The 23,688-nt window shown below is 67.8% G+C and carries 22 protein-coding genes; 8 read left to right on the plus strand and 14 right to left on the minus strand.

Going from position 1 to position 23,688, the window contains the following annotated elements; translation table 11 throughout:
• Positions 1-41: 41 nt before the first annotated feature.
• On the plus strand, positions 42-482 hold the full coding sequence (locus ACTHQV_RS02565) for a DMT family transporter (protein ID WP_440488214.1): 441 nt from the start codon (positions 42-44) through the stop codon (positions 480-482).
• 142 nt (positions 483-624) lie between these two features.
• Here the strand turns inward: ACTHQV_RS02565 and tyrS are convergent, their stop codons facing one another.
• The gene (tyrS, locus tag ACTHQV_RS02570) at positions 625-1,851 is read right to left on the minus strand and encodes a tyrosine--tRNA ligase (protein WP_440488306.1); all 1,227 of its coding nucleotides are present in this window, start codon (positions 1,849-1,851) and stop codon (positions 625-627) included.
• Positions 1,852-1,965: 114 nt separating this feature from the next.
• On the opposite strand from tyrS, the gene ACTHQV_RS02575 reads away from it, so the two are divergent.
• The 5 genes from ACTHQV_RS02575 to ACTHQV_RS02595 are packed head-to-tail and all read left to right on the plus strand — an operon-like array spanning position 1,966 to position 7,447.
• On the plus strand, positions 1,966-3,087 hold the full coding sequence (locus tag ACTHQV_RS02575; RefSeq protein WP_440488215.1) for an anhydro-N-acetylmuramic acid kinase: 1,122 nt from the start codon (positions 1,966-1,968) through the stop codon (positions 3,085-3,087).
• 9 nt (positions 3,088-3,096) lie between these two features.
• Positions 3,097-4,269, plus strand: coding sequence for a hypothetical protein (locus ACTHQV_RS02580; RefSeq protein WP_440488216.1), 1,173 nt, complete (start codon positions 3,097-3,099; stop codon positions 4,267-4,269).
• Between the two features lie 35 nt (positions 4,270-4,304).
• Positions 4,305-5,399 (plus strand): DUF2336 domain-containing protein, encoded by a 1,095-nt coding sequence (locus ACTHQV_RS02585; protein WP_440488217.1) that lies wholly within the window; start codon positions 4,305-4,307, stop codon positions 5,397-5,399.
• Positions 5,400-5,404: 5 nt separating this feature from the next.
• On the plus strand, positions 5,405-6,784 hold the full coding sequence (locus tag ACTHQV_RS02590) for an ATP-binding protein (RefSeq protein WP_440488307.1): 1,380 nt from the start codon (positions 5,405-5,407) through the stop codon (positions 6,782-6,784).
• 54 nt (positions 6,785-6,838) lie between these two features.
• Complete coding sequence (locus tag ACTHQV_RS02595; RefSeq protein ID WP_440488218.1) at positions 6,839-7,447, plus strand: TetR/AcrR family transcriptional regulator; 609 nt, start codon at positions 6,839-6,841, stop codon at positions 7,445-7,447.
• Here ACTHQV_RS02595 and ACTHQV_RS02600 read toward each other — a convergent pair.
• From ACTHQV_RS02600 to gltX, 13 genes are all read right to left on the minus strand, one after another.
• Entirely contained in the window at positions 7,424-8,005 is a 582-nt protein-coding gene (locus ACTHQV_RS02600) for a biliverdin-producing heme oxygenase (RefSeq protein WP_440488219.1), read from the minus strand. The two genes, ACTHQV_RS02595 and ACTHQV_RS02600, sit on opposite strands and share 24 nt — an antisense overlap.
• 70 nt (positions 8,006-8,075) lie before the next feature.
• Positions 8,076-9,767, minus strand: a complete 1,692-nt coding sequence (locus ACTHQV_RS02605) for a hypothetical protein (protein ID WP_440488220.1) — start codon at positions 9,765-9,767, stop codon at positions 8,076-8,078.
• A 45-nt stretch (positions 9,768-9,812) separates the two neighbouring features.
• On the minus strand, positions 9,813-10,889 hold the full coding sequence (locus tag ACTHQV_RS02610; RefSeq protein WP_440488221.1) for a protein-glutamate methylesterase/protein-glutamine glutaminase: 1,077 nt from the start codon (positions 10,887-10,889) through the stop codon (positions 9,813-9,815).
• 2 nt (positions 10,890-10,891) lie between these two features.
• Complete coding sequence (locus ACTHQV_RS02615) at positions 10,892-11,743, minus strand: CheR family methyltransferase (protein WP_440488222.1); 852 nt, start codon at positions 11,741-11,743, stop codon at positions 10,892-10,894.
• Positions 11,744-11,800: 57 nt separating this feature from the next.
• Entirely contained in the window at positions 11,801-12,283 is a 483-nt protein-coding gene (locus tag ACTHQV_RS02620; RefSeq protein WP_440488223.1) for a chemotaxis protein CheW, read from the minus strand.
• Positions 12,280-14,067, minus strand: coding sequence for a methyl-accepting chemotaxis protein (locus ACTHQV_RS02625; protein WP_440488224.1), 1,788 nt, complete (start codon positions 14,065-14,067; stop codon positions 12,280-12,282). The genes ACTHQV_RS02620 and ACTHQV_RS02625 overlap by 4 nt, the downstream gene beginning before the upstream one ends.
• Before the next feature lie 20 nt (positions 14,068-14,087).
• Positions 14,088-14,612 (minus strand): chemotaxis protein CheW, encoded by a 525-nt coding sequence (locus tag ACTHQV_RS02630; protein ID WP_440488225.1) that lies wholly within the window; start codon positions 14,610-14,612, stop codon positions 14,088-14,090.
• Positions 14,599-16,578 (minus strand): chemotaxis protein CheA, encoded by a 1,980-nt coding sequence (locus tag ACTHQV_RS02635; protein WP_440488226.1) that lies wholly within the window; start codon positions 16,576-16,578, stop codon positions 14,599-14,601. The genes ACTHQV_RS02630 and ACTHQV_RS02635 overlap by 14 nt, the downstream gene beginning before the upstream one ends.
• Positions 16,575-16,943: a response regulator gene (locus ACTHQV_RS02640; protein WP_242417363.1), complete on the minus strand. Its 369-nt coding sequence runs from the start codon at positions 16,941-16,943 to the stop codon at positions 16,575-16,577. The genes ACTHQV_RS02635 and ACTHQV_RS02640 overlap by 4 nt, the downstream gene beginning before the upstream one ends.
• Entirely contained in the window at positions 16,940-17,248 is a 309-nt protein-coding gene (locus ACTHQV_RS02645; protein ID WP_440488227.1) for an STAS domain-containing protein, read from the minus strand. Before ACTHQV_RS02645 ends, ACTHQV_RS02640 begins: the two co-directional genes overlap by 4 nt.
• Before the next feature lie 265 nt (positions 17,249-17,513).
• The gene (locus ACTHQV_RS02650) at positions 17,514-17,720 is read right to left on the minus strand and encodes a hypothetical protein (protein ID WP_440488228.1); all 207 of its coding nucleotides are present in this window, start codon (positions 17,718-17,720) and stop codon (positions 17,514-17,516) included.
• 1 nt (position 17,721) lies between these two features.
• Positions 17,722-19,005, minus strand: a complete 1,284-nt coding sequence (locus tag ACTHQV_RS02655) for a citrate synthase (RefSeq protein ID WP_440488229.1) — start codon at positions 19,003-19,005, stop codon at positions 17,722-17,724.
• Positions 19,006-19,023: 18 nt separating this feature from the next.
• Complete coding sequence (gltX, locus tag ACTHQV_RS02660; RefSeq protein ID WP_440488230.1) at positions 19,024-20,454, minus strand: glutamate--tRNA ligase; 1,431 nt, start codon at positions 20,452-20,454, stop codon at positions 19,024-19,026.
• Positions 20,455-20,518: 64 nt separating this feature from the next.
• On the opposite strand from gltX, the gene ACTHQV_RS02665 reads away from it, so the two are divergent.
• Positions 20,519-22,642 (plus strand): ComEC/Rec2 family competence protein, encoded by a 2,124-nt coding sequence (locus tag ACTHQV_RS02665; RefSeq protein ID WP_440488231.1) that lies wholly within the window; start codon positions 20,519-20,521, stop codon positions 22,640-22,642.
• A gap of 51 nt (positions 22,643-22,693) precedes the next feature.
• Positions 22,694-23,686, plus strand: coding sequence for an SDR family oxidoreductase (locus tag ACTHQV_RS02670; RefSeq protein WP_440488232.1), 993 nt, complete (start codon positions 22,694-22,696; stop codon positions 23,684-23,686).
• Positions 23,687-23,688: the final 2 nt, after the last annotated feature.

Here is a 23,688-nt window from a genome sequence, read left to right on the forward strand (position 1 = left end):
GAAGGTTGCTCCAGTCGGATCAAGCGGATAGCTCCCACGGCATGAACGCCCTCGCTCCGCTCATCGTCGCCCTGTTGGGCGGTATCGGCCTTGCCGCCCAGCCACCGACCAATGCCGCGTTGGGGCGGAGTATCGGGTCGGTATTGCTGGCGGCACTGGTATCGTTCGCGGTGGGTACCCTCATTCTGATTGGAGCGTGGCTGATCGCGGATCGGACTCCGCTGGCTAATCTGCGCGAGGCGCGAGCGTGGATGTTCGTGGGTGGGGCTTACGGCGCATTCTTCGTGGCGGCGGCGGCGTTTGCCGCGCCCCGGTTGGGGCTGGCGTCGATGTTGACGATCATGATCGCGACGCAGCTGGTCACTGCGTTGGTGATCGACCGCTTCGGGTTGATCGGGTTGCCGCGTACGCCGATCAGCGGGTTGCGGCTGGCGGGGGTCGGATTGGTGCTGGTGGGGGCGATGCTCGTTCGGCGGGGGTGACGCTTGCCCCTTCCATTCTCTGCCCTTCCCCTTTGCTTCGAGCCTGTCGAGAACCGAAGTCGAGAAGGGGGCGCCCTACCCGACCAAGTTCTCGACGGACGCTTCTCGACAAGCTCGAAGCTGCTCGAACCGAACGGATAACTTATGATGCTGGCGTCAACAACCCGTGGTTCTTCTTCCCCGCCGACACCCGCACCGGCGCGTCCACCGCGATCACCTGCGCTTCGTCGACGACCTTCTCGCCATCGACGCGGGCGCCGCCACCCTTGATGAGGCGGCGCGCTTCCCCCTTCGATGCGGCGAGGCCGAGGCCGACCAGTGCGTCGACGACGTTGATCGCGCCGCTGACACCGAAGGTCGGGAGCGTGTCGCCGGCCGATCCCTCTTCGAAGGTGCGGCGGGCGGTTTCGGCGGCCTGTGCCGCGGCATCGGCACCGCGGCACATGGCGGTCGCTTCGTTGGCGAGGATCTTCTTGGCTTCGTTGATCTCGGCACCCTGCAACGCCTCCAGCCGGGCGATCTCGTCGAGCGGCAGGTCGGTGAACAGGCGCAGGAAGCGGCCGACGTCGCGGTCGTCAGTGTTGCGCCAGAATTGCCAGTAATCGAAATGCGGCAACTGGTCCTCATGCAGCCAGACCGCACCTGACATGGTCTTGCCCATCTTGCCGCCATCGGCGGTGGTGATGAGTGGGGTGGTCACGCCATATACCTCGGTCCCGTCCATACGGCGGGCGAGTTCGATGCCGTTGACGATATTGCCCCACTGGTCGCTGCCGCCCATCTGCAGGCGACACCCATGACGCTGCGACAATTCGCGGAAGTCGTAGGCCTGCAGGATCATGTAGTTGAATTCGAGGAACGACAGCGACTGTTCGCGGTCGAGGCGCAGCTTCACCGAATCGAACGACAGCATCCGGTTGACCGAGAAATGCTGCCCGACCTCGCGCAGGAACGGGATATATTCGAGCGCGTCGAGCCAGTCGGCATTGTCGACCATCACCGCGTCCGACGCCCCGTCGCCGAAGGTCAGGAAGCGTTCGAAGATGCGCTTGATCGATGCGACGTTGGCCGAAATGCCGTCTTCGGCGAGCAGCTTGCGCGCTTCGTCCTTGAAGCTCGGATCGCCGATCTTGCCGGTGCCGCCGCCCATCAGCACGATCGGCTTGTGCCCGGTCTGCTGCATCCGGCGCAGCAGCATGATCTGGACCAGGCTGCCGACGTGAAGCGACGGCGCGGTCGGATCGAAGCCGATATAGCCCGGCACGACCTGCTTGTTCGCCAGCGCATCGAGCCCGGCGGCATCGGTCAGCTGATGGATATACCCCCGTTCGGACAGGGTGCGCAGCAGGTCGGAGCTATAGTTCGTCATGCGGCCGTTTAGCGTCGCCACCGCACCAAAGTCCATGAATCTCGACTTCGCGCTTGCCGTTGCCCTGCTATGAAGCGTGTATGGGGCGGGATGAACGCCATAGCGGAGAAGTCCATGCTCGCGATCGGCCTGATGTCTGGAACCTCGCTCGACGGTATCGACGCCGCGTTGATCGAGACCGATGGCGAAGGCGCGGTGCGGCCGATGGCGTTCGTCGGCACGCCGTACAGCGACGCGGATCGCGCGGCGTTGTCGGCTGCGACCGAGCTCGCCCTCCTGTTCAACGATCCGGGCGAGCATCCGCTGATCGAGCGGGCCGAGACGTTGCTGACGCGGACCCACGCCGCCGCGGTCGCGGCGCTGCTGGAACAAGCGGGGGTCGAGGCGCGGAGCGTCGGTGTCGTCGGTTTTCATGGCCAGACCGTCGCGCATCGCCCCGACAAGGGTTGGACGTGGCAGCTGGGCGATGGCGCGGCACTGGCCGCGGCCACGGGGATCGATGTCGTCGCCGACCTGCGCATCGACGATGTCCGTGCGGGCGGGCAGGGAGCGCCGCTGCTGCCCGTCTATCATGCCGCGCGGGCGGCGGGGATCGAACGGCCGGTCGCGGTGCTGAACCTGGGCGGGGTCGGCAACATCACCTATGTCGGCGAAGGCGACGAACTGATCGCGTTCGATACCGGCCCAGCCAACGGGCTGGTCGACAGCTGGGTCGAGGCGGAAAGCGGCGCGCGCTATGATGAAGGCGGCGCGCTGGCGGCATCGGGGCAGGTCGACGAGGCGGTGCTGACCGCGATGCTCGACCATCCGTTCTTCGAGCTTCCACACCCCAAGTCGCTCGACCGGCACGACTTCACCATCCAGCCGGCGCGAGGGTTGTCGGCGGCGGATGGCGCTGCGACGCTGACCGCGTTCACCGCCGCCTGTGTCGCGGAGGCGATCGATCGGTTGCCGGCGCGTCCGACCCGCCTGATCGTCGGGGGCGGGGGGCGGCATAATCCGGTGATGCTGCGGATGATCGCCGAGCGGACCGGCGTCGCGGTCGAGCCGAGCGATGCCTATGGCTGGAACGGGGATGCGCTGGAGGCGGAGGGGTTCGCCTATCTGGCGGTGCGGTCGATCAAGGGATTGCCGATCACCTTTCCGGGGACGACCGGGGTGGCGGCGCCGCTGACCGGCGGCACCCTGTACAGAGCGACGCGGGCGGGGCTGGCGTTGCGGGTCGTGACCGCTTAACCGGGCGCGATGCTGACCGGCCTGATTTTCGCGACCGAAGAAGCCGAACACCAGCCGGGCGTGCTGGCGGCGACCCTGCCCTTTGGCGGCATGACGCTGATCGAATATCAGGCGCGGCTGTTGATCGCGGCGGGATCGGCGCAGTTGCTGGTCGCGGTCGGGCGGGTGACGCCGGCGCTGGCGGCGGCGGTCAACCGGATCGGGCGGCGCGGCGCGACCGTCGATATCGTACGGTCAGCCGAGGAAGCGAAGGCGAAGGCGCATCCGCTGGCAACGATCGTCGCGTTGGCCGACGGGCTGGTGACTACCGATGCGGTGGTTGCCAACATGGCACTGGAACCGGTCGACACGCTGCTGGTCACCCCGACCGGCGATGCGACGTCGGTCGAGCGGGTCGATTCGGGACATTGCTGGGCCGGGGTCGCGACGCTGTCGGTCGACCGGCTGGAGGATGCCGCGCGCCTGCCGCGCGAATATGATTTCCAATCGACGCTGCTGCGCGTCGCGACGCAGGCGCGCGCCAAGCACGTCCTGCTGCCAGCCAAGGCGGCGCGGGCGGGGCACGGCGTCGAGCGCGATGCCGGCACGCTCGAGGTGCGCAGCAAGGACGTGCTGGCATCGCTGGCCGAACAGCGCACCGGATGGATCGACCGGTTCGTGTTCACGCCCGTCACGCGACTGGTGCTGCCGTTGCTGGTACGGCGCAAGGTGCCCGATATCGCGGTCGGAATTGCCGGCGGTGTGCTCGGACTTTTCGGATTGGCTGCTATCCCATTTTGGGACGCCGGCGGCGCGACCGTGCTGCTGTTCGTGGCGATGGTGCTGCTGTCGGCGGGCTCGCTGCTCGGCTGGCTGCGGGGCGAGGACGGCCATGCCGCGCTGCAGGAACGCGGCCTCGAAGTACTGGGAGTGGCCGGAATCCTGGGGATCGGGCTGGTCCAGTCGCTGATCGTGTCGGCGGGAACGGCGGCGGTGCTGGCGCTGACCGGGGTCGTCGTGACGATCCTGACGCGGCGGATACCGGCGCCCCGGCCGCCCTGGGCAGCGACGCCGGCGACCGCTTTGGTCCTCCTTGCACCATTCGCACTGGCTGGAACCGTGACGCCGGGGCTGGCATTGGTCGCGGTTCATGCGGGGGTAACCCTCGCCCATGCAATCGAACATTTGCGGCGTCGGGCTTAGCATCGCCTTAACCGCTATTGGTTAATGCGAGTACCATGTCCGACGATCTGCTCGAGTCCCGCGATGCCGATGCGTCCGCCGCTTATCTGCTCGACCATGTCGCCGCAGCCGAGCGCGCGGGCCACCGTCGGTTGCGTGCATCCGCCGATCATTTCCATCTGCCTGCCGATGCGCGGATCGACGATCGTACCGCCGCCCGGCTGGACGCGACGATGCGCGCGACCGTCGCCAGTGTCGAAACCGAAATTCGCGACCATGCCGCGCGCCTGTTGACCTCGCGCGGGCAAACCGCGGTGGCGCAGGGGCTGCGCGCGGTCGGATCGACGTTCGAGCGGGTGCAGCGCGCCGGGCTGTTCCGCGATCCGGTGCTGTTCGGGGAGCTGTTTGCCCGGGTGCGGCTGGACACGATCGGCCGCGCGCTGCCGACGATGGTGATCGAGGCCGGCGACCGGCCGACGATGGTGGCGCGGCTGGCACAGGCGAGCGACCGGCTGGTCGCCGCCGCCGCCGTCGCGATGCTGGCGGCACAGGCGCGGCGTGGGTCGGTGATCGACGGCGGGCCGGCGGCGGTCGATCTGGTCCGGCCGCTCCATGCGCGGATCGCGTGGTGGGTGGCGGCGGCGCTGCGCGATGCGGCGGAGGTCGGCGACTCGATCGCCGCGCTCGACGCCGCCTTGGCCGAATCGGTGCGGCGTGCGATCGATGCACAGGGCGATTTGGTGCCGATGGAAATCGCGGCGATGCGGCTGGCTCAGGCGATCGATGCACAGGGCGACGAAGTGCCCGCGCTGTTGACCGAGGCGATCGGCGACGGGCGGCTGGTGCTGTTCGTGGCGCTGGTCGCGCGGGCGAGCGGGCTGGCGTTCGACCGGGTCCGCGATCTGGTGATCGATGCCGATGGTGCGCGGCTGTGGGTGGTGCTGCGCGCGCTGGCGGTCGACCGGGCGACGATCGCCCGCATCGGCTTCGCCCTGGCCGAGGCCGAGCCGGTGCGCGACATCGAACGCTTCGCCGACCAGCTCGACAGCATCATGGGCGTCGCGCCCGAAGCGGCGCGGGTCGCGCTGGCGCCGATGGCGCTGGATGCCGAATATCATGCGGCGATGCTGGCGCTGGGGACGGCCGAGTGATCGACATGCGGTTCGGCGCGGCGCCCGCCATCGGGCGACTGTCGGCGGACGGGCTGTTGCTCGATGCCGAACCGCGTCTGGCCGAACTGAACCGCCGTGCCGGGGGCGGGCCGGGCAAACCGGTCGCGGTGCCGCAGATCGCGGCGCTGGTGCGGTTGGTTCGGCGGCTCGGCATCCCGCTGACGCGAGCGATCGTGGCGGCGGATGGCGAGGACGACATCACGCTGACCGTGCGTGCCGAACCAGACGAACTGGGTATCCGGCTGGAGGTGAATGGCTGGTTGGCCGGTGCGCCGTGGGAGGCCGAGCGGGCGCCGCGCCGGGCGATCGATTTCCTGCGCGCCGATGCCGACTGGGTATGGACGACCGATGCGGCGCTGCACCTGACCCATGTGTCCGACCATGCCGGACAAAGTTTCGGCTTCGATCCGCAAACGGTGCTGGGCCAGCCGATCACCCGCCTATTTTCGCTGAGCGACGATGGCGAGGGCGGCTTTCCGATCCTTGGCGCGCTCGCATCGCAGAACCGGTTCGAGGGGCAGGAGGCGATGATCCGCGGCACGGCGCACCGGGTCCGGCTGTCGGCGGTGCCGCGGCTGGATGCGAATGGCCGCTTTGCCGGGTTCGACGGCGCGGCGCATGCGATCACGCCGCTGCCTTCGCCGCCCTATGCCGCCGAACCCGGCGGGACGACCGATCCGAGCACCGAGCTGCCCGACGGGTTCAGCCGCCGGATCGGGCGGGCGCTTCGCCATCCGCTCGGCCGGATCATCGCCAATGCCGACAGCATGTCGGCACAGGCCGACGGGCCGCTGCGCGACGATTATGTCGCCTATGCCGCCGATATCGCCAGCGCGGGCCGGCATCTGATGGGGTTGGTCGACGATCTGGAGGATCTGTCGGCGATCGAGCGTGCCGATTTCGAGGTCGCTCTCGAGGATCTCGACCTGGCCGATGTCGCGCGGCGGGCGGCGGGATTGCTGGGGGTGCGGGCGGTGCAGGGCAATGTCCGCATCGACCGGCCGTCGTTCGACGACTCTCTGCCGGCCAGGGGCGAGTTCCGCCGGGTGCTGCAGATTATGGTTAATTTGATCGGCAACGCGGTGCGCTATTCGCCGTCGGGCGGCACGGTGTGGATCCGGCTGGAGCGCGATGGCGAGAATGCCTGCGTGATCGTCGCCGATCAGGGCAAGGGCATCGCCGCGGGCGATCAGGAACGCATCTTCACCAAATTCGGCCGGGTCGACCCGACCGAAGCGGGGGGCAGTGGCCTGGGCCTGTATATCGCGCGGCGGCTGGCGCGGGCGATGGGTGGCGAGATCCTGGTCGACAGCGCGCCGGGGCAGGGGGCGCGGTTCGTGCTGGTGCTGCCGGGGCGGTCCTGAACCGACCCCGTTTTCGCGGTCGCATCAGCCGCGTTCGATGCTATCACGCCCGCCATGGGACGCAGGTCGGATCACAGCCGCGCGGAAATCGAACACATGCTGCTGGTCGAGGGCCATCGCCATCTGGCCGAGGTCGGCTTCGCCCGATTCTCGGCGCGCGAGGTCGCCAAGCGGATCGGCTATTCGATCGGCACGCTCTACAATGTCTTTAGCAGCTATGACCGGTTCGTCGCCGCGCTGAACACGCGGACCTTCGGTATTTGGGCAAAGGAGCTGGAGACGGTGTTGGCGGCGTGCAGCGGCGATCGTATCCGCTGTCTGGTCGAGAGCTATTTCGCCTTTGCCCGCACCAACCGCAATCTGTGGCTGGCGATCTACGACCATCATCTGCCGGGCGATTTTATACTGCCCGAGGAGGATCACCGGCAGCGTGGGGAACTGACCCGGATCGTGGTCGACGAGATTGCGGCGGTGCTGCCGCCCGACAAGGCGCCCGACGTGCCGCACCTTGCCCGGTCGCTGGTGGCGACAGTGCACGGCCATTGCATGTTCGACCTGACCGGCAGCTTCGCGCTGATGGGCGAGGCCGAGCCGGTCGAGATGGCGCTGGCCCGCGTGCGTGAGACGCTGGCGGTCGCGTCAGGCGAAGGCCGCCTCGGTTAGCGAACGGAAGCGGGCGAAGGCCGAGCGGGCGGCGTCGATCATCCGCGCTTCGTCGGCACCGGTCATCGCTGCCTCGTCGATCGCAGCAGTGAAGCGTCGCCAATGCGCGGCGCGGCCATCGGGATGACCGGCCAGATGCCGGGCGCCATGATCGGCGTCGAAACCGATGCGCTGTGCCGCCTTGATAAGGAACGCCGCGCCCAGCGAGGACCCTTCGGCGACGTAGAGCCAGCCGAGCGCGGTGGGGATGTCATCGGTCGCGACCGGGGCTGGGTCGGAAACCGCCGGCGGTGGCAGCGCGACGGCGGCCAGGTCGGCGGCGATCGCGGTCGACCGATCGCGCTCGGCCAGATCGGGGACCAGCGCCTGCAACGCCGTGTCAGCATAGAGCGGCGTGATCGCCGTATGAAACGCCTGCTGCACCCGCAGGAAGCGGACATACCGATCGGGTGCGACGAACGGGTCGAGCGCCATGATCCGCGCGTCGAGCCGGTCGTGCAGGTCGGTGGTCGCGGCCTTCAGGCGCTGCGATCGGGTCGGGGGCAGGGGGGTGGACACGTGCCCCGTCTAGCGGCTTCGGCGCGGCGGGGATAGCGGCCCGCCGGGTACCGAGCGGGCCGCATAGGCTTCAGAACAGTCCGTCGTCGTCTTCGTCTTCTTCGACGACCGCGCTCGCCACTACGAAGCGGGGCGGCACGTTGGCGGCGTGAATGTCGCGTTCCTGCGCCATCGTGTAGAGCGTGCCGATCTGCGGCAGCAGGGTGGCAAGCGCGGTCATCGCCTCGTCCGACAGGTCCTGCGGCAGGGTGGTGACCGCCAGCACGATCGCCGACTGGCGCATGGTCGCGCCCAGTTCGAGCTCGGCGCCGATCTCGTCGCCGGTGATCGTCAGCAGTTCGATCAGCTGGCGGGCATCGTCGCCGCCTTCGCGGACGGCCATGTCGGTGCGCTGGCAGCCTTCGCGGATGACGCCGAGCGCTTGGGCGAGTTTCGCGCCCATGTCGCCGCCGGGGGTGTCGCCGCGCTTGGCGGCGAGCGACGCGTTAACCTCGGCCAGTTCGCGGATCGGCGCGCCGATCCCGCGCATCGCGTTGCCGAGCGAATGGGCGTAGATATCGACCTCGCCCGCGACCACCGACACCGCCTTGCCCAGATCGCCGTGGCGGCGGCACAGCAGGCGGGTGTTGGTGGCGATGTCCTGTACGTTGAACTGCACGCGCTGGAGATGTTCGAGACGGCCGGTCAGTTCACTGACGGTATCGGCAATCAGGCCTAGCATCGCCGCCGAGCGGTGATCGGCCTCCTGCAACTGTCCGGTGATGACCGCGATCTCGCCGACGGCCTCGTCGATCTGGGCAAGGAACGGGCGGCCGTTGCGGCCGGCATCGTCCTCGACCAGTGTCAGCAGCGCGTTGGTGTCGGGCTGCAACGCCTTCAGCGATGCGACCAGCCGGGCGGCGTCGCGATCGAAATCGACCGAGCTCGCCTCCAGCTGTGCCGCCAGCAGATGATGGACGACGCCGGTCACCTCGGCCCGCGTCGGTTCGTCGATGGTCAGCCCTTCGAGGAGTTGCAGCGCGGAGACCACATGCTCGACCCGCTGGCGGGTGCTGTCGCCGACCTGCAACGCGCCGAGCATCGTCGCGACGCGGCCCTGCACGGTACGGGCGATTTCGGACACCTCGCGGGCCATCGCCGCGACGTCGCCCAGATGGACATGCAGCGCGTCGGCATCGCGAGTCAGCCGCTGCGGCACGGCGGGCAAAATCTTCTTCGCCTCGGCTGCGAGCAGTCGCCCGGCCTGTTGCACGCTGCCGACACTGGTCGACAATTCCTTCAGCTTGGCAAGAAATCCCTCGAGATGTTCCTCGCCGGCCGCCAGCCGCTGTCCCATGTCGTTGACGAAACCGACAAAGGCGGCCTCGCCCGAGGCGGCGATCTTGATGTTCATGCCGTAGATGTGGAGCACGCGCAGCGCCTGTCGCATGTCCATGACATGGTCGCGGAGCACGCGCGAGGCGGTGCCGATCCGGGCCATGTCCGCCTCGCGTTCGGCCTGTACCACCGGCAGCGCGTCGAGCTGTGCGGCGACCTCTTTCAGGCTGGTGACGGCGATGCCGGCGACGCTTTCGTCGAGCGAACTGGTCACCCCCTCGATCGAGGTGATGATGCGCTCGATCGTGTCGATCGCGGTGGCGAGTGTGGTGCCGGCCCGCACGAAGCGCGCGTCCATGCTGGCCGCCATCAGCGCCAGCGTGCGCTTGAGATTGGTGGCGTCGATCGCCTGGCCCTGTGCCGAATCGATCCGGAATTGCTGCATGCGAAGGGTCCTAGGCGAGAAGGGATGGGGCGGGGACGGCGGCGGTCATCGCGCCGTCGCCAGCAGCAGTTCGCGAGCGATGTTCTGCAGCGGCACGACCTTGTCCGCGGCGCCGCGGGCGATCGCTTCCTTGGGCATGCCGAACACGATCGAACTCGCTTCGTCCTGGGCGAAGGTGCGGGCGCCGGCCTGCTTCATTTCCAGCAGCCCGCGCGCGCCGTCGTCGCCCATGCCGGTCATGATGATACCGACCGCGTTCGACCCGGCATTGCGCGCGGCCGAACGGAACAGCACGTCGACCGAGGGGCGATGGCGCGACACTAGCGGCCCTTCGCGCACCGCCACGACATAGCGCGCACCCTGTCGTTCGAGCAGCGTGTGGCGCAATCCGCCGGGGGCGATCAGCACATGGCCGCGCATCACCGTGTCGCCGTCCTCCGCCTCCTTCACATCGACTTGGCACAGGCCGTTCAGCCGCTTGGCAAAGGCGCGGGTGAAGCTTTCGGGCATGTGCTGGACGATGACGATGCCCGGCGAGTTGGCGGGCAGTGCTTCCAGCACTTCGCGGAGCGCCTCGGTCCCGCCGGTCGATGCGCCGATGCACACGACCATCTCGGTCGTGCGGCTCATCGCGCGGCCGGTGGGCGGCGGCAGGACCGCGTCGGCGGTCAGCTTCTGCGCGGGCGAGCTGATCCGACTCGTGGTGGTGCGCGCGCGGAGCCGGGCGCGGGCGGCGCCCTTTACCGTATCGCGGATGCGCATCTTGGACTCATTCAGGTGATCGGCGACGCCCATGCGCGGTTTCAGGATCACGTCGACCGCGCCCGCCTCCAGCGCCTGGAGCAGCGTTTCCGACCCTTCCTCGACCAGCGACGAACACATCACCACCGGAATCGGCTTCTGGCTCATCAGTTTGCGCAGGAAGGTGACGCCGTCCATGCGGGGCATTTCGACGTCGAGGGTGATGACGTCGGGAATTTCTTCCTGGATGTAGCGCGCCGCGGCGAAGGGATCGGCGGCAGCGGCGATCACCTCGATTTCGGGGTCTTCGTTCAGTATCGCGGTCATCGCCTGGCGCACGCTGGCGCTGTCGTCGATCACGAGGACGCGGATCTTGCCCATGCTTAGTCCTTCATGAAAACGGTGTAGGAAACGGTCGAGACCGGCAGGTTCATGCCGGCGATCGATTCCGAATGGCCAAGGAAGAGGTAGCCGCCGGGGCGCAGGCAGTCGCACAGCCGGCGCACCACCTTTTCCTGCGTTTCCTTGTCGAAATATATCAGCACGTTGCGGCAGAAGATGATGTCCATCGGATCACCGACCGGATAGCTGGTGTCCATCAGGTTCAGCCGCGCGAACCCGATCGCCGAGCGCAGTGCCGGCACGATACGGACGTCGCGTGACTTGCGGTCGAGCGGCGTGGCGACATAGCGCTGCCGGAGCACCGCCGGCACCGGTTCGACCAGTTCGGCCGGGTAGATGCCGCGCCGGGCGGTCTCCAGCACCGCAGTGTCGATATCGGTGGCGAGAATGCCATAATCGGGACCGCCGCCTTGCGCGAACTGGTCGAGGACCATCGCCATCGTATAGGGTTCGGCACCGGTCGAGCAGGCCGCGCTCCAAGCGCGGATGCGGCGCTGCCCGGTCGCGGCGATCGTCGGCAGGGCGGTCTGGGCCAGATAGTCGAAATGGCCGGGTTCGCGGAAGAAATCGGTCTTGTTGGTGGTCACCGCGTTGATGAGGTGGACCAGTTCGCCCTCTGCCGCGCGCCCGTCGAACAGGTGATCGCAATATTGGTCGAGCGTCGCCATGCCGGTGTCGCGCAACCGCCGCTGCAACCGGCCCTCAAGCATCGTCGCCTTGGTCCGCGGCATCTTGATGCCGGTCTGGTCGTAGATCAGCGCGGCAAGCTTCGCGAACTTGTGCGGGCTCAGCCGATCGGTGGTCGGTGACGCGGGGGCAAGGGCAGCGGACACGGCGCGGACTTTCGGATAGGGATGGCCGGATCGCCGCGGCGGCGGCGATCCGACGGATCAGGCGGCGTGCGCCAGCACGGCGATTTCGGCCGCCTCGTCGGTGGCGAAGACATGCGCCACGTCGATGATGACGACGAAGCCATCGGCCTCGCGCACCACACCCTCGATATAGTCGGAGCGCCAGCGCATCCCGACATCGGGGGCCGATTCCAGCCGGTCGCGCTCATAGGTCGCGACCGCGATCACCCGGTCGACCACCAGCCCCAGGGCGAGCGTGCGGTCGGGCAGGGCAACGTCAACGATCAGCACGCGCGTCGCCAGCGTCGGGTCGACCGGCGACAGGCCCAGGCGGGTCCGCAGATCAACCATCGGCACCCCCTGACCCCGCACGTCGGTCAGGCCGAGCATCCATGCCGGTCCGCCGGGCACGCGGAAGGCGGGCGTGTAGTCGAGGATTTCGCGGACCATGGTCACCGGGACCGCGAACACCTCGTTCCCCAGGCCGAAGGTGACGACCTGTACCGGTGCCGCGCCGGTCATGCTGCGCGTCCGAAGGCGGCGTCGTCGCCGTCCGGCCCGCCCTGCATCAGGTCGAGCGCGAAGCCACGGGCACGGGCCTGCTGGTCGGCGACCGAATTCGGCTTGGCCTTGGGCGCCGGTGCGGCCTTCGCCTTCGGCTTGCGCGCGGCGGGACGCTTGGCCGTAGCGACCGACCCGGTATCGACTCGGAAGAAGGCGATGCTCGACTGCAACTCCTCCGCCTGTCCGGCCAGTTCCTCGGAAGTCGAGGTGATCTGTTCGGAGGCCGAGGCGTTCTGCTGCGTCACCTGATCGAGCTGTTGCAGCGCTTGGTTGATCTGCGACGCGCCGATATCCTGTTCGCGGCACGCGGCGCTGATTTCCGACACCAGTTCGGCGGTACGACGGATGTCGGGCACCAGCTTGGTCAGCATCTCGCCGGCCTGCGCCGCTGCCTGCACCGTGTCGCCCGACACTGCGCTGATCTCCGCCGCCGCCGTCTGGCTGCGTTCGGCCAGCTTGCGGACTTCGGACGCCACGACCGCAAAGCCGCGACCATGTTCGCCGGCACGTGCCGCCTCGACCGCCGCGTTCAGCGCCAGCAGGTCGGTCTGGCGCGCGATTTCCTGCACGATGCCGATCTTTTCGGCGATGGTGCGCATCGCGCCGACCGCACGTTCGACCGCCACGCCGCTTGCCTCGGCGTCTTTCGACGACTGGCGGGCGATCTTTTCGGTCTGGGCGGCATTGTCGGCATTCTGTTTGATGTTGGCGGCCATCTGCTCCATCGAAGCGGAGGCTTCCTCGGCGGCGGCGGCCTGTTCGGTCGCGCCTTGGCTCACCTGTTCCGACGAGGCCGAGAGTTGCTGGCTGCCCGCCGCGACATTGTCGGCGGCACCGCTCGCATCGCCGACGACACCGCGCAAGCGCTCGACCATCGAGACCAGCGAATGGCCCAGCTTGTCCTTGTCCGACAGCGGGGTGTGATCGACGGTCAGGTCGCCCTGCGCGATGGTGTCGGCGAGCGCCGCCGACTTGCGCAGCGCGACCGTCATCCGGTTAACGGTTTCGACCAGGTCCTTGATCTCGTCGTTCGAGGTGACGGTCACTTCGTTGTCGAGATCGCCGATGGCAACGGCGTCTAGCGCGACGCTGACGCGCTTCAGACCACGCGATACGATCATGCTGATCCACAACGCACCACCCAGCGCCACGAGCACCGCCGCAACGGCGACGATCATCAGGATCGTCCGGGCGTTCTGATAGCTGGCGTCGGTTTCCGCCTTTGCCGCTGCCATGCTGGCGGCGTTGCGACCGACGATGCTGTCGAGGCTCTTCGACATGTCGCTCATTAGTGCGCGGGACTGGGTCAACGAAATCCGACCAGCCTCGGCATTCTTGTTCGCCAGGCCGAGATCACGGATCCTGCGGTTGATCGGCTTATATTCGGTCCATTTGTCGAGGACGTTCTGCCAGTCCTGCCGCGCTTCCGGGCTGGCGTTCGCGACGGCGGTGCGGATGAGGTCGTCGGTCTTGGCGACCTTGGTCGTTGCCTGCTGGTCGAAATCGCGGGTCAGCGACATGTCGTCGGTCAGCGCCATGTTCTTTTCCAGACGCAGAAGCTCGTTCAAGGCGACCTGCACGCCGAGCGAGCGGGCCTGGCGCGCGGCCGGGCCGTCGATGACCTGCATCATGCCGGAATTCATCGCGCCCATCTTGGTGATGCCGATCAGGATCACCGCCAGCAGCATGACGATGACCACACCGAAGGTCGCCGCCAGTTTCATTTTGATCGTAGCACGCATTGGTTCAATCCCCCCCGGGATCAGTGGATGGATGCCGCGACGGCATCGCCGCGGGTAATCGATTGGAAGATGGCGCCCAGATCGGGCAGGACGACGATGTCGTCATTGCCGTGCCGGACGAGCGAGCGGACATGTTCGCGTTTCCAGCGCAGACCGACGACGGGTGCGTCCTCGCTGGTGGCTGCGGCGAACGTCGCGACTTCGTGCACTTTGTCCGTGCGCAGCCCGATGATCGTCGGTTCGCCGTCGAGGTCGAGTTCGATGACGACGATGCGGCTGTCCTTGGTCGCGGCCGACACCGGCATCCCGAAGGCGAGGTGCAGGTCGGCCAGCGGAATGATCCGCCCGCGAAAGTTGATGACGTGACCGACCAGCGCGGGTGCGCCGGGCACCCGCGTTTCGGGCATGGTGTCGAGAATTTCGCGCACCAGCACCGCTTCGAGCGCGAAACTCTGTCCGCCGAGATCGAACACCAGCACTTCGAGCTGGTCGTCGCTGTTCCATGGGACCAGGCCGGTCGCCTGGCGGGTTTCATCCGGCTGCACGCAGCGTCTCCTCACGCGGCTGGCCGAGCGCGATGAGCTGGGCGATGTCGAGGATCAGCGCGACCTCGCCATCGCCGAGGATCGTCGCGCCGGCAAAGGTGGTGGCGCCCTGGTGCAGCGCCGACATCGGCTTGATGACGGTCTGGTGGTTGCCGATGATCTGATCGACGACCAGCCCGACGCGGCCCTGCGGCGTCGAGACGACCACGATCTTCTGGAACGGATCGGGGCGGGTGTCGGTCGCGAACATCTCGCGCAGGCGCAGGAACGGCACCAGCTTTTCGCGCAGCGTGATGAGGCTGCGGCCGCGATGGCGCATGTCGTCCTCGAGCGACAGCTCAATGCATTCCTCGACCGCGGTCAGCGGAATGACATAGCGACCAGTACCGACGCGCACGAGCAGGCCGTCGATGATCGCCAGCGTCAGCGGAATGCGCAGCGCGATCAGCGATCCCTCGCCCTCGGTAGATTGAACATCGATCGACCCACGCAACCCCTCGATCGTCCGCTTCACCACGTCCATGCCGACGCCGCGGCCCGACAGGTTGGTGACGGTCGCGGCGGTCGAGAAACCCGGCGCGAAGATCATCTGCAGCAGCTCGTGGTCGCTCAGCACCTGATCGGGCTGGATCAGCCCGTTCGCCTCCGCCTTCGCACGGACGCGGGCGCGGTTGATGCCGCGGCCGTCGTCGCGGATGGTGATGACGACCTCACCACCAGCCTGATGCGCGGCGAGCTTGACCGAACCGGCGGCAGGCTTGCCGGCGGCGATACGGTCCTCGGGCGTTTCGAGGCCATGGTCGCAGCTGTTGCGGATCAGGTGGACCATGGGATCGAACAGGCGTTCGATGACGGTCTTGTCGACTTCGGTCGCTTCGCCGGCGGTCTCGAACTCGATCGTCTTGCCGGTGTCGCGCGACAGGTCGTGGATCAGCCGGCGGAAGCGGGAGAAGAGCGAGCCGACCGGTACCATGCGCAGCACCATCATCGTGTCGCGCAGTTCGCCGGCCAGCCGCTCGATCTCTTCGGATACCGAACGCAGCACCAGATCCTGCCCGCGGTCGGCGCATTGCGACAATCGGCTCTGGGCGATGACCAGTTCGCCGACGCGGTCCATCAGCGCGTCGAGACGCGCGGCGGGCACGCGCACGCTTTCCTCGGCCTTGGCGGTCGAGCGGGCGGCGGGGCTGTCGGTGGGCGGGGCGCTAGCGACAGGGGCGGCGACGATGCTGTCTTCGACGGCCGGGGCTTCGACAGTCGGGATGTTTTCGGCGGCTTCGGCGTCATCGAGTCCGAGCGGTTCGATCGACAACTCCATGTCGTCCATCACGAAGATGAAGACATCCTCGATATCGTCGCGCTTGATGTCGCCGGTGAGCGTGACGTCCCAGCCGATATGGCATTCGGTCGGGACCAGATCGGCAAGCGGCGGGACCCGGTCGGTCCGTGCGACGACGGTGCATTCGCCAAGCTCGCGCAGTTCGTCGAGCAGCATCAGCGGGTTGGTGCCGTTGGCCATCGCATCGGCGGGCAGGCGGAACGCGATCTGCCAGCCGGTGCGGACGGGTGCCTTGGCAGCGGCGGGGGCGGTCCCTGAAGCTTCGTCGATCGCCGCCTGCAATCGGGCGAGGATCGCGTCGCCATCGGCGGCAGGCGCGTCACCCTCGACCAGCGCGCGCATATGGTCCTGCGCGGACAGGATGACCGAGACGAGACCGGCGGTGGCGGGCACCTGACCCTTGCGCACGCGGTCGAACGCCGATTCGCAATGGTGGGTGAAGCCGGCGAGCGCATCGAATCCGAACATCGCGCCCGAACCCTTCAGCGTGTGCAGCCCGCGGAAGACGGCGTTGACGAGGTCGGCGTCGTCGAGGCGGTGGCCGAGGTCGAGCAGCGCCTGCTCCACCTGATCGAGCACCTCGCCCGCCTCCACGCGGAAGGCGGCGATCGGATCGTCGGCGATCACCGACCGAGCACCTTGCGCGCGACCTTGACCAGCTGGTCGGGGACGAACGGCTTGACAAGCCAGCCGGTCGCACCGGCGGCCTTGGCCTGGTTCTTCATCTCCGGATCGGATTCGGTGGTCAGGAAGATGATCGGGACACCCGCCTGCGCCGGCTGCTTGCGCAGTTCGCGGATCATCGACAGCCCGTCCATGTTCGGCATGTTCAGGTCGGTGACGATCATGTCGAACTTGGTCGAGGTCGCCTTCGACAGCCCTTCGACGCCGTCACCGGCTTCGGTCACGGTATAGCCGGCACCGGTGAGCGCGATGCGGATCGCCATGCGCAGGCTGGCGGAATCGTCGACGGCGAGGATGGAAGCGGTCATTGCAGGGGTACTCCGTGAAACCAGAAGTCGTGGTCGTCGGCCGGCATCGCGTCCACGAAGCCGGCACGGCGCAGCAGGGCGGCGAGCGTGTCGTTGGCGGGGGCGGCGAGGCGGACCGAGCCACCGTGCGACCTGGCCTGCGCGCGCAGGCTTTCGATCAGTTGCACGACGCTGAGGTCCGGGACGGCCAGATCGGCGACGTCGAGGACCATATCCCCGTCGGGCGGAAGAAGGCGCAGTTCATCGGCGACGGCGCCAATATTGGCCATCGACAAGTCGGCAGGTACACAAAATGCAGAAGTCATTCGATCTCGCCCCCCAATAGAGCTGTCGTCTTCTCTGGCAGGCGGGGATTAAGATCGATTTAAGTACGGGCCGGTTCAAGCGCTTTCCGGCGTTAACCGGGTGGTAACGGCTGTACCTATGCTGCGGCATGATTTACAATGCTGTCCGTGACTTGGCCGATTTTTGCGGCCGGCCGGCAACCGCTGGGCGGGACGGGCGCCGCCAGCTTTTTTGGTCCGGGGACGGATCGATCGCACGGGCGCTGGCCCGGCGAGTCGGCGCGGCCTAGCGTCGCGGCAGGCGCCGGGAGATCAGGACCAGCAACAGGCCGAGTGCGGCGGTTACCGATCCGGTCACGACCCAGAGATATTGGTCGATCATGAACGAACTGGCGGGCCAGCGGATGATGCCCATCCCCTGACCCAGCCAGAACAGCCCGACAAACGCGAGGATCGCACCGACGATCGTCAGCACCCGCCGGACGATGCGCATCTCAGCGCTGACCCACCGGCACGTAGTCGCGCTGCGCAGGGCCGGTGTAGAGCTGACGCGGACGGCCGATCTTCTGTTCGGGGTCCGAAATCATCTCGTTCCACTGCGCGACCCAGCCGACGGTGCGGGCAAGTGCGAACAGCGCGGTGAACATGGTGGTCGGGAAGCCGATCGCCGACAGGATGACGCCCGAATAGAAGTCGACGTTCGGGAACAGCTTCTTTTCGATGAAGTAATCGTCCGACAGCGCCAGTTCCTCGAGCCGCAGCGCGGTTTCGAAGACCGGATCGTTGACGCCGAGCGATTCGAACACTTCGCGCACCGTCTTCTGCATCACGGTCGCACGCGGATCGTAGTTCTTGTAGACGCGGTGGCCGAAGCCCATCAGGCGGAACGGATCGTCCTTGTTCTTGGCGCGGGCGATATATTCCGGAATCCGCTCGGGCGTGCCAATTTCGCGCAGCATGTTGAGCGCGGCTTCGTTCGCGCCGCCATGCGCCGGACCCCACAGGCAGGCGATGCCGGCGGCCATGCAGGCGAACGGGTTCGCGCCCGACGAACCGGCAAGGCGCACGGTCGAGGTCGAGGCGTTCTGTTCGTGGTCGGCGTGGAGGATGAAGATGCGGTCCAGCGCCTTTTCGACGACCGGGTTCACTTCATACTTCTCGGCCGGCACGCCGAAGGTCATCTTCAGGAAGTTGCCGGTGTAGCTGAGCGAATTGTCGGGATACTGGAACGGCTGCCCGACGCTGTACTTGTAGGCCATCGCGGCGATCGTCGGCATCTTGGCGATCAACCGGTGCGACGCGATCGTGCGCTGGGTCGGATCGGTGATGTCGGTCGAATCGTGATAGAAGGCCGACAGCGCGCCGACGACGCCGCACATGATCGCCATCGGGTGCGCGTCGCGACGGAAGCCGCGATAGAAGGTCGCGAGCTGTTCGTGCAGCATCGTGTGGCGGGTGATGGTGTTCGTGAAGTTGCCCAGTTCCTCACCCGACGGCAGTTCGCCGTTCAGCAGCAGATAGGCGACTTCCATGAACGACGAATGTTCGGCCAGCTGCCCGATCGGATAGCCGCGGTGCAGCAGCACGCCTTCGTCGCCGTCGATATAGGTCAGAGCCGAATCGCAGCTGGCGGTCGAGGTGAAGCCCGGATCGTAGGTGAAGGCGCCGGTCTGCGCATAGAGCTTGCGGATATCGATGACGTCCGGACCGATCGTGCCCGATCGAACCGGAAATTCGACGTCCTTGCCCGCGACCTGCAGTTTAGCGTTATCGGCCATCTGGCGTCTCCTGTTAGGTTATGCGGCCGGTTTGGCCATCTGATCTTCGATGCGGCCAAGGCTTTCGTCGCGACCCAGCAGGGCGAGCACGTCGAAAATCCCCGGTGAGGTGCGCGAACCCGTCAGCGCGGCGCGAAGCGGCTGCGCGGCGGCACCCAGCTTCAACCCCGCTGCCTCCGCCACTTCGCGTACCGCAGCTTCGATCGTCTCCGTATCCCATGCTGCAATTGCGTCAAGCTTGGCGTGCAACTGCGACAGGATCGTACGCGCCTCGGGCGTGAGCAGCGCGGTGGCGCCGTCGTCCATCGCCAGCGGACGCGACTTGAAGAAGAAGGCGGCGTTGGCGGCGAGTTCGTTGATATCGGCGGCGCGAACCTTCAGCACCGGCATGGCGCGCTGCAGCAGATCGCGGTCGATGCCGTCCGGCAGCCGTTCGGCGACCAGTGCGGTCAGGCGCGCATCGTCGGCCTCGCGGATATAATGACCGTTCAGGTTCAGCAGCTTCTTCGTATCGAAACGAGACGGCGAACGCCCGACGCCGGACAGGTCGAAGACTTCGGTCGCGCGCTCGCGGCTGATGATCTCCTCGTCGCCATGGCCCCAGCCGAGCCGCAGTAGATAGTTGTTGAGCGCTTCGGGCAGGACGCCCAGCTCGTCGCGATAGGCCTCGACGCCCAAGGCACCGTGCCGCTTCGACAGCTTGGCTCCGTCGGCGCCGTGAATCAGCGGGACATGGGCATAGACCGGGTCGGGCCAGCCGCCCTCGACCGCGTCCATCGCGCGGATCAGCGCGAGCTGGCGGAAGGCGTTGTTCAAATGGTCATCGCCGCGGATGACGTGGGTCACGCCCATGTCGTGATCGTCGACGACGACCGCGAGCATATAGGTCGGCGTACCGTCCGAACGAAGCAGCACGAAATCGTCGAGCTCGGCATTGGCGACGGTCACCTCGCCCTGCACCTGATCGGGGATCGTTACCGACCCTTCCTTCGGCGCCTTCAATCGCACGACGAACGGGGCGCCTTCGGGAGCCTCCTCGGGCGAGCGATCGCGCCAGCGGCCGTCATAGCGGATCGGCTTGCCGGCGGCGCGCTGTTCCTCGCGCAGCGCGGTCAGTTCGTCGGGCGTCGCATAGCAGCGATAGGCGTGGCCGGCAGCAAGCAGCTGGTGCGCGACTGCAGCATGGCGATCGGCGCGGGCAAACTGGAACACGGCGTCGCCGTCCCAGTCGAGGCCGAGCCAGCGCATGCCATCGAGGATCGCGTCGATCGCCGGCTGGGTCGAACGCGCACGATCGGTATCCTCGATCCGCAGCAGGAAACGACCGCCATGGCGGCGGGCATAGAGCCAGTTGAACAGCGCGGTGCGGGCACCGCCGATGTGGAGGAATCCGGTCGGTGACGGTGCGAAACGGGTGACGACAGGCGTCGCGGAAGTGGTTGCGCCCAAGCGCGGATGCTCCCAGAAATCGAGTGGAACAGATATGGCCAGCTCAGCCGCGAACGCCCCTAGCATGGCACCCCTGCCGCTTCAAACCGCCGGTATCGGGGTGCGGTTCCTTGCCGCGCTGGAACGGGTGGCGGAGGCGGAGCGGGGGCAGTTGCCGCTGTGGATGCCGGTCGCGCTGGGGCTGGGCATCGCCGCTTGGTTCGTGCTGCCGGGGCCGGCGGCATGGGGTGCGGTGCTGTTCGCCGGGCTGGCGGTGGCGCTGGCCGGGCTGGTGCTGCCATGGGGCACGCGGACGGGACGGGCGATCACGGTCGCGGGGCTGCTGGTGATGCTCGGTTGCGCGCTGATCTGGTGGCGGGCGGAGCGGGTCGCGGGCCCGGTGCTGGCGCGGCCGGTGGTGGCGGCGTTCGAAGCGCGGGTCGAGCGGGTCGAGCCGCTGCCGGCGCGCGAACTGGTGCGGTTGACGCTGCGGCCGCACGGCGTGGCCAGTTTGCCGCCGGTGATGCGGGTGAATGTCGCCGAGCGCGATCTGCCGAGCGGGGTGGCGCTCGGTGCACGCCTGGCGCTGCGTGCCCGGCTGATGCCGCCGCCCTCCGCGGCATTGCCCGGCGCTTATGACTTTGCCCGGACCGCGTGGTTTCAGGGGATCGGCGCGACCGGGCGCGGCTTCGCGCCGATCCGCCTCGTCGCGCCGGGCGATCCGGGCAATGCCGGTCTGCGGTCGACGCTGACCCGCCATATCGTCGCGCGGGTCGATGGCAGCGCGGGCGGGATCGCCGCCGCGTTCGTGACCGGCGACCGCGGTGCCATTGCCGAGGCTGATGCCGAGGCGATGCGGCGATCGGGCCTCGCGCACCTGCTGTCCATCAGCGGACTGCACGTGACGGCGGTGGTCGTCGGGACGATGACGCTGGTGCTCAAACTGCTGGCGCTGTTTCCGCCGCTCGCGCTCCGGATGCGGCTGCCGGTCGTGGCGGCGGGGGCGGGGGCGATCGCGGCGGTCGCCTATACGTGGCTGTCGGGGGCGGACGTTCCGACGGTGCGGTCGTGCATCGCCGCCCTGCTGGTGCTGGCGGCGCTGTCGATCGGGCGCGAGGCGATCACGTTGCGGATGATCGCGACCGGCGCGTTGCTCGTCCTGTTGGTGTTGCCGGAGTCGCTCGAGGGGCCGAGCTTCCAGTTGAGTTTCGCCGCGGTCACCGCGATCGTCGCGCTGCACGAACAGCCGCGGGTGCAGCGCTGGTTCCTGAAGCGCGACGAGGCCCAGTGGCGGCGGTTCGGGCGCGCGCTGGCGTCGCTGCTGCTGACCGGGCTGGTGGTCGAGGCGGCGTTGCTGCCGATCGGCCTGTATCATTTCCACGAGGCCGGGCTGTACGGGGCGCTGGCCAATATCGTCGCGATCCCGCTGACGACCTTCGTCACCATGCCGCTCGAGGCATTGGCATTGGCGCTCGACCTCGTCGGGCTGGGGGCGCCGGCATGGTGGGCGGTCGAGCGGTCGCTGGCGCTGTTGCTGTGGATCGCGCGGACCGTCGCTGCCGCGCCGGGATCGGTCGCGGCGCTGCCGGCGATGCCCGACGGGGCGTTTGCGCTGATGGTTGGCGGCGGGCTGTGGATCGCGCTGTGGCGGACGGCGATGCGGCGTTGGGGCATGGCGCCGCTGGCGATCGGTGCGGTCTGGGCATTGGCGACGCCCGCGCCCGACCTGCTGGTGACGGGAGACGGGCGGCATATGGCATTGGCGACGCCCGATGGCGGCATGGCGATCCTGCGCGACCGGGCGGGCGACTATGTCCGATCGACGATCGGCGAGGGGGGCGGGGTCGAGGGCGAATTGTCGCCGCTGTCCGAACAGCCGGGCGTGAAGTGCAGCGCCGACCTGTGCATCGCCGGGCGGCAGGCGGGCGGGCGGCGCTGGACGATCGTCGCGACGCGCAGCGGCTACGCTGTGCCATGGGGCGAACTGGTCGCCGCCTGTCGCATGGCCGATATCGTGGTGAGTGACCGCCGCCTGCCCGCCGCCTGTACGCCGCGCTGGTTGAAGCTCGATCGGGCGACGCTCGCCCGAACCGGCGGGGTCGCGATCGCGCTGGCGAGCGGACGGGTGACGACGGTCCGGCGCGGCGGGCGGCATCCGTGGGAACGTCCAGAGCAAATCGCTCCGCCTAGGTTGTTGAAAAGCCACTGAACCAAAGCGGGATCCGGGACGTTGGCCGCGTCAATCATCAGGAGACGCGCCGTGGATCACAGCACTTCACGCCGGGCGGTATTGGGCGCGGCGGCAGGCGTCGGGCTGGGCAGCCTTGCTAGCGGCGCGATGGCGGAACAGGGCGCGCCGGCGACGCCCGCGCCACCGCTGGTCGATCCGCGCAACCGCTATACCCGCACGCCTTTTCCCGAACAGCGCCAGCCCTGGCCCGGCCTGCAGAGCAAGATGACGCCGAAGCCCGATTGCGGCGAGGCAAGCTATCGCGGATCGGGCCGGCTGGTGGGGCGCAAGGCGCTGGTCACCGGTGGCGATTCGGGGATCGGGCGCGCGGCGGCGATCGCCTTTGCCCGCGAGGGCGCCGATGTGGCGATCAACTATCATCCCGATGAGGAAAGCGACGCACGCGAGGTCGTCGCGCTGATCCGGCAGGCGGGGCGCAAAGCCGTGGCGATCCCGCGCGACCTGCGCACGCTAGCCGGGTGCGAGGCGATCGTCGCTGCGGGGAAGAGAGGGTTGGGCGGCGTCGACCTGCTGGTCAACAACGCCGCCTATCAGCAATCGAAGGAAGATATCTTCCAGATCAGTGACGAACAAATGGTGCGTACGTTCGAAACGAACATCTTCGCCTATTTCCGGATCGCGAAGGAAGTTGCCCGCGACATGGCACCGGGGTCGGTGATCCTGAACGTCGGGTCGGTCAACAGCTACGATCCCGGCGTCGAACTGCTCGACTACGCATCGACCAAGGGCGCGATCCTGATTTTTACGAAGGGGTTGGCGAAGCAGCTCGCCAAACGCGGCATCCGCGTCAACATGATCGCGCCAGGGCCGATCTGGACCCCGCTACAGGTCGCGGGCGGGCAATTGCCGGGGCAGATGGGCGAATTTGGGCAGGACACCCCGCTCGGCCGCGCCGGCCAGCCTGCCGAACTCGCCCCGCTGTTCGTGACGCTCGCGTCGAGCGAGGCGAGTTTCTCGACCGGTACCGCCGTCGGCGCCCATGGCGGCGAGGGCAGTCCCTGAGC

Origin of the sequence: Sphingomonas sp. SAFR-052 (assembly GCF_051965015.1) — a bacterium.
Taxonomy (GTDB): Bacteria; Pseudomonadota; Alphaproteobacteria; order Sphingomonadales; family Sphingomonadaceae; genus Sphingomonas.

Excerpts from the sequence above, each read along its gene's own strand:
- ACTHQV_RS02575 (WP_440488215.1), top strand. The coding sequence starts at position 1,966 with ATGCTCGCGATCGGCCTGATGTCTGGAACCTCGCTCGACGGTATCGAC.
- ACTHQV_RS02605 (WP_440488220.1), bottom strand. The coding sequence starts at position 9,767 with ATGCAGCAATTCCGGATCGATTCGGCACAGGGCCAGGCGATCGACGCC.
- ACTHQV_RS02590 (WP_440488307.1), top strand. The coding sequence starts at position 5,405 with ATGCGGTTCGGCGCGGCGCCCGCCATCGGGCGACTGTCGGCGGACGGG.
- ACTHQV_RS02650 (WP_440488228.1), bottom strand. The coding sequence starts at position 17,720 with ATGCGCATCGTCCGGCGGGTGCTGACGATCGTCGGTGCGATCCTCGCG.
- ACTHQV_RS02625 (WP_440488224.1), bottom strand. The coding sequence starts at position 14,067 with ATGCGTGCTACGATCAAAATGAAACTGGCGGCGACCTTCGGTGTGGTC.
- ACTHQV_RS02595 (WP_440488218.1), top strand. The coding sequence starts at position 6,839 with ATGGGACGCAGGTCGGATCACAGCCGCGCGGAAATCGAACACATGCTG.
- ACTHQV_RS02640 (WP_242417363.1), bottom strand. The coding sequence starts at position 16,943 with ATGACCGCTTCCATCCTCGCCGTCGACGATTCCGCCAGCCTGCGCATG.
- ACTHQV_RS02655 (WP_440488229.1), bottom strand. The coding sequence starts at position 19,005 with ATGGCCGATAACGCTAAACTGCAGGTCGCGGGCAAGGACGTCGAATTT.
- tyrS (WP_440488306.1), bottom strand. The coding sequence starts at position 1,851 with ATGACGAACTATAGCTCCGACCTGCTGCGCACCCTGTCCGAACGGGGG.
- ACTHQV_RS02665 (WP_440488231.1), top strand. The coding sequence starts at position 20,519 with ATGGCACCCCTGCCGCTTCAAACCGCCGGTATCGGGGTGCGGTTCCTT.
- ACTHQV_RS02585 (WP_440488217.1), top strand. The coding sequence starts at position 4,305 with ATGTCCGACGATCTGCTCGAGTCCCGCGATGCCGATGCGTCCGCCGCT.
- ACTHQV_RS02645 (WP_440488227.1), bottom strand. The coding sequence starts at position 17,248 with ATGACTTCTGCATTTTGTGTACCTGCCGACTTGTCGATGGCCAATATT.
- ACTHQV_RS02610 (WP_440488221.1), bottom strand. The coding sequence starts at position 10,889 with ATGGGCAAGATCCGCGTCCTCGTGATCGACGACAGCGCCAGCGTGCGC.
- ACTHQV_RS02620 (WP_440488223.1), bottom strand. The coding sequence starts at position 12,283 with ATGACCGGCGCGGCACCGGTACAGGTCGTCACCTTCGGCCTGGGGAAC.
- ACTHQV_RS02580 (WP_440488216.1), top strand. The coding sequence starts at position 3,097 with ATGCTGACCGGCCTGATTTTCGCGACCGAAGAAGCCGAACACCAGCCG.
- ACTHQV_RS02565 (WP_440488214.1), top strand. The coding sequence starts at position 42 with ATGAACGCCCTCGCTCCGCTCATCGTCGCCCTGTTGGGCGGTATCGGC.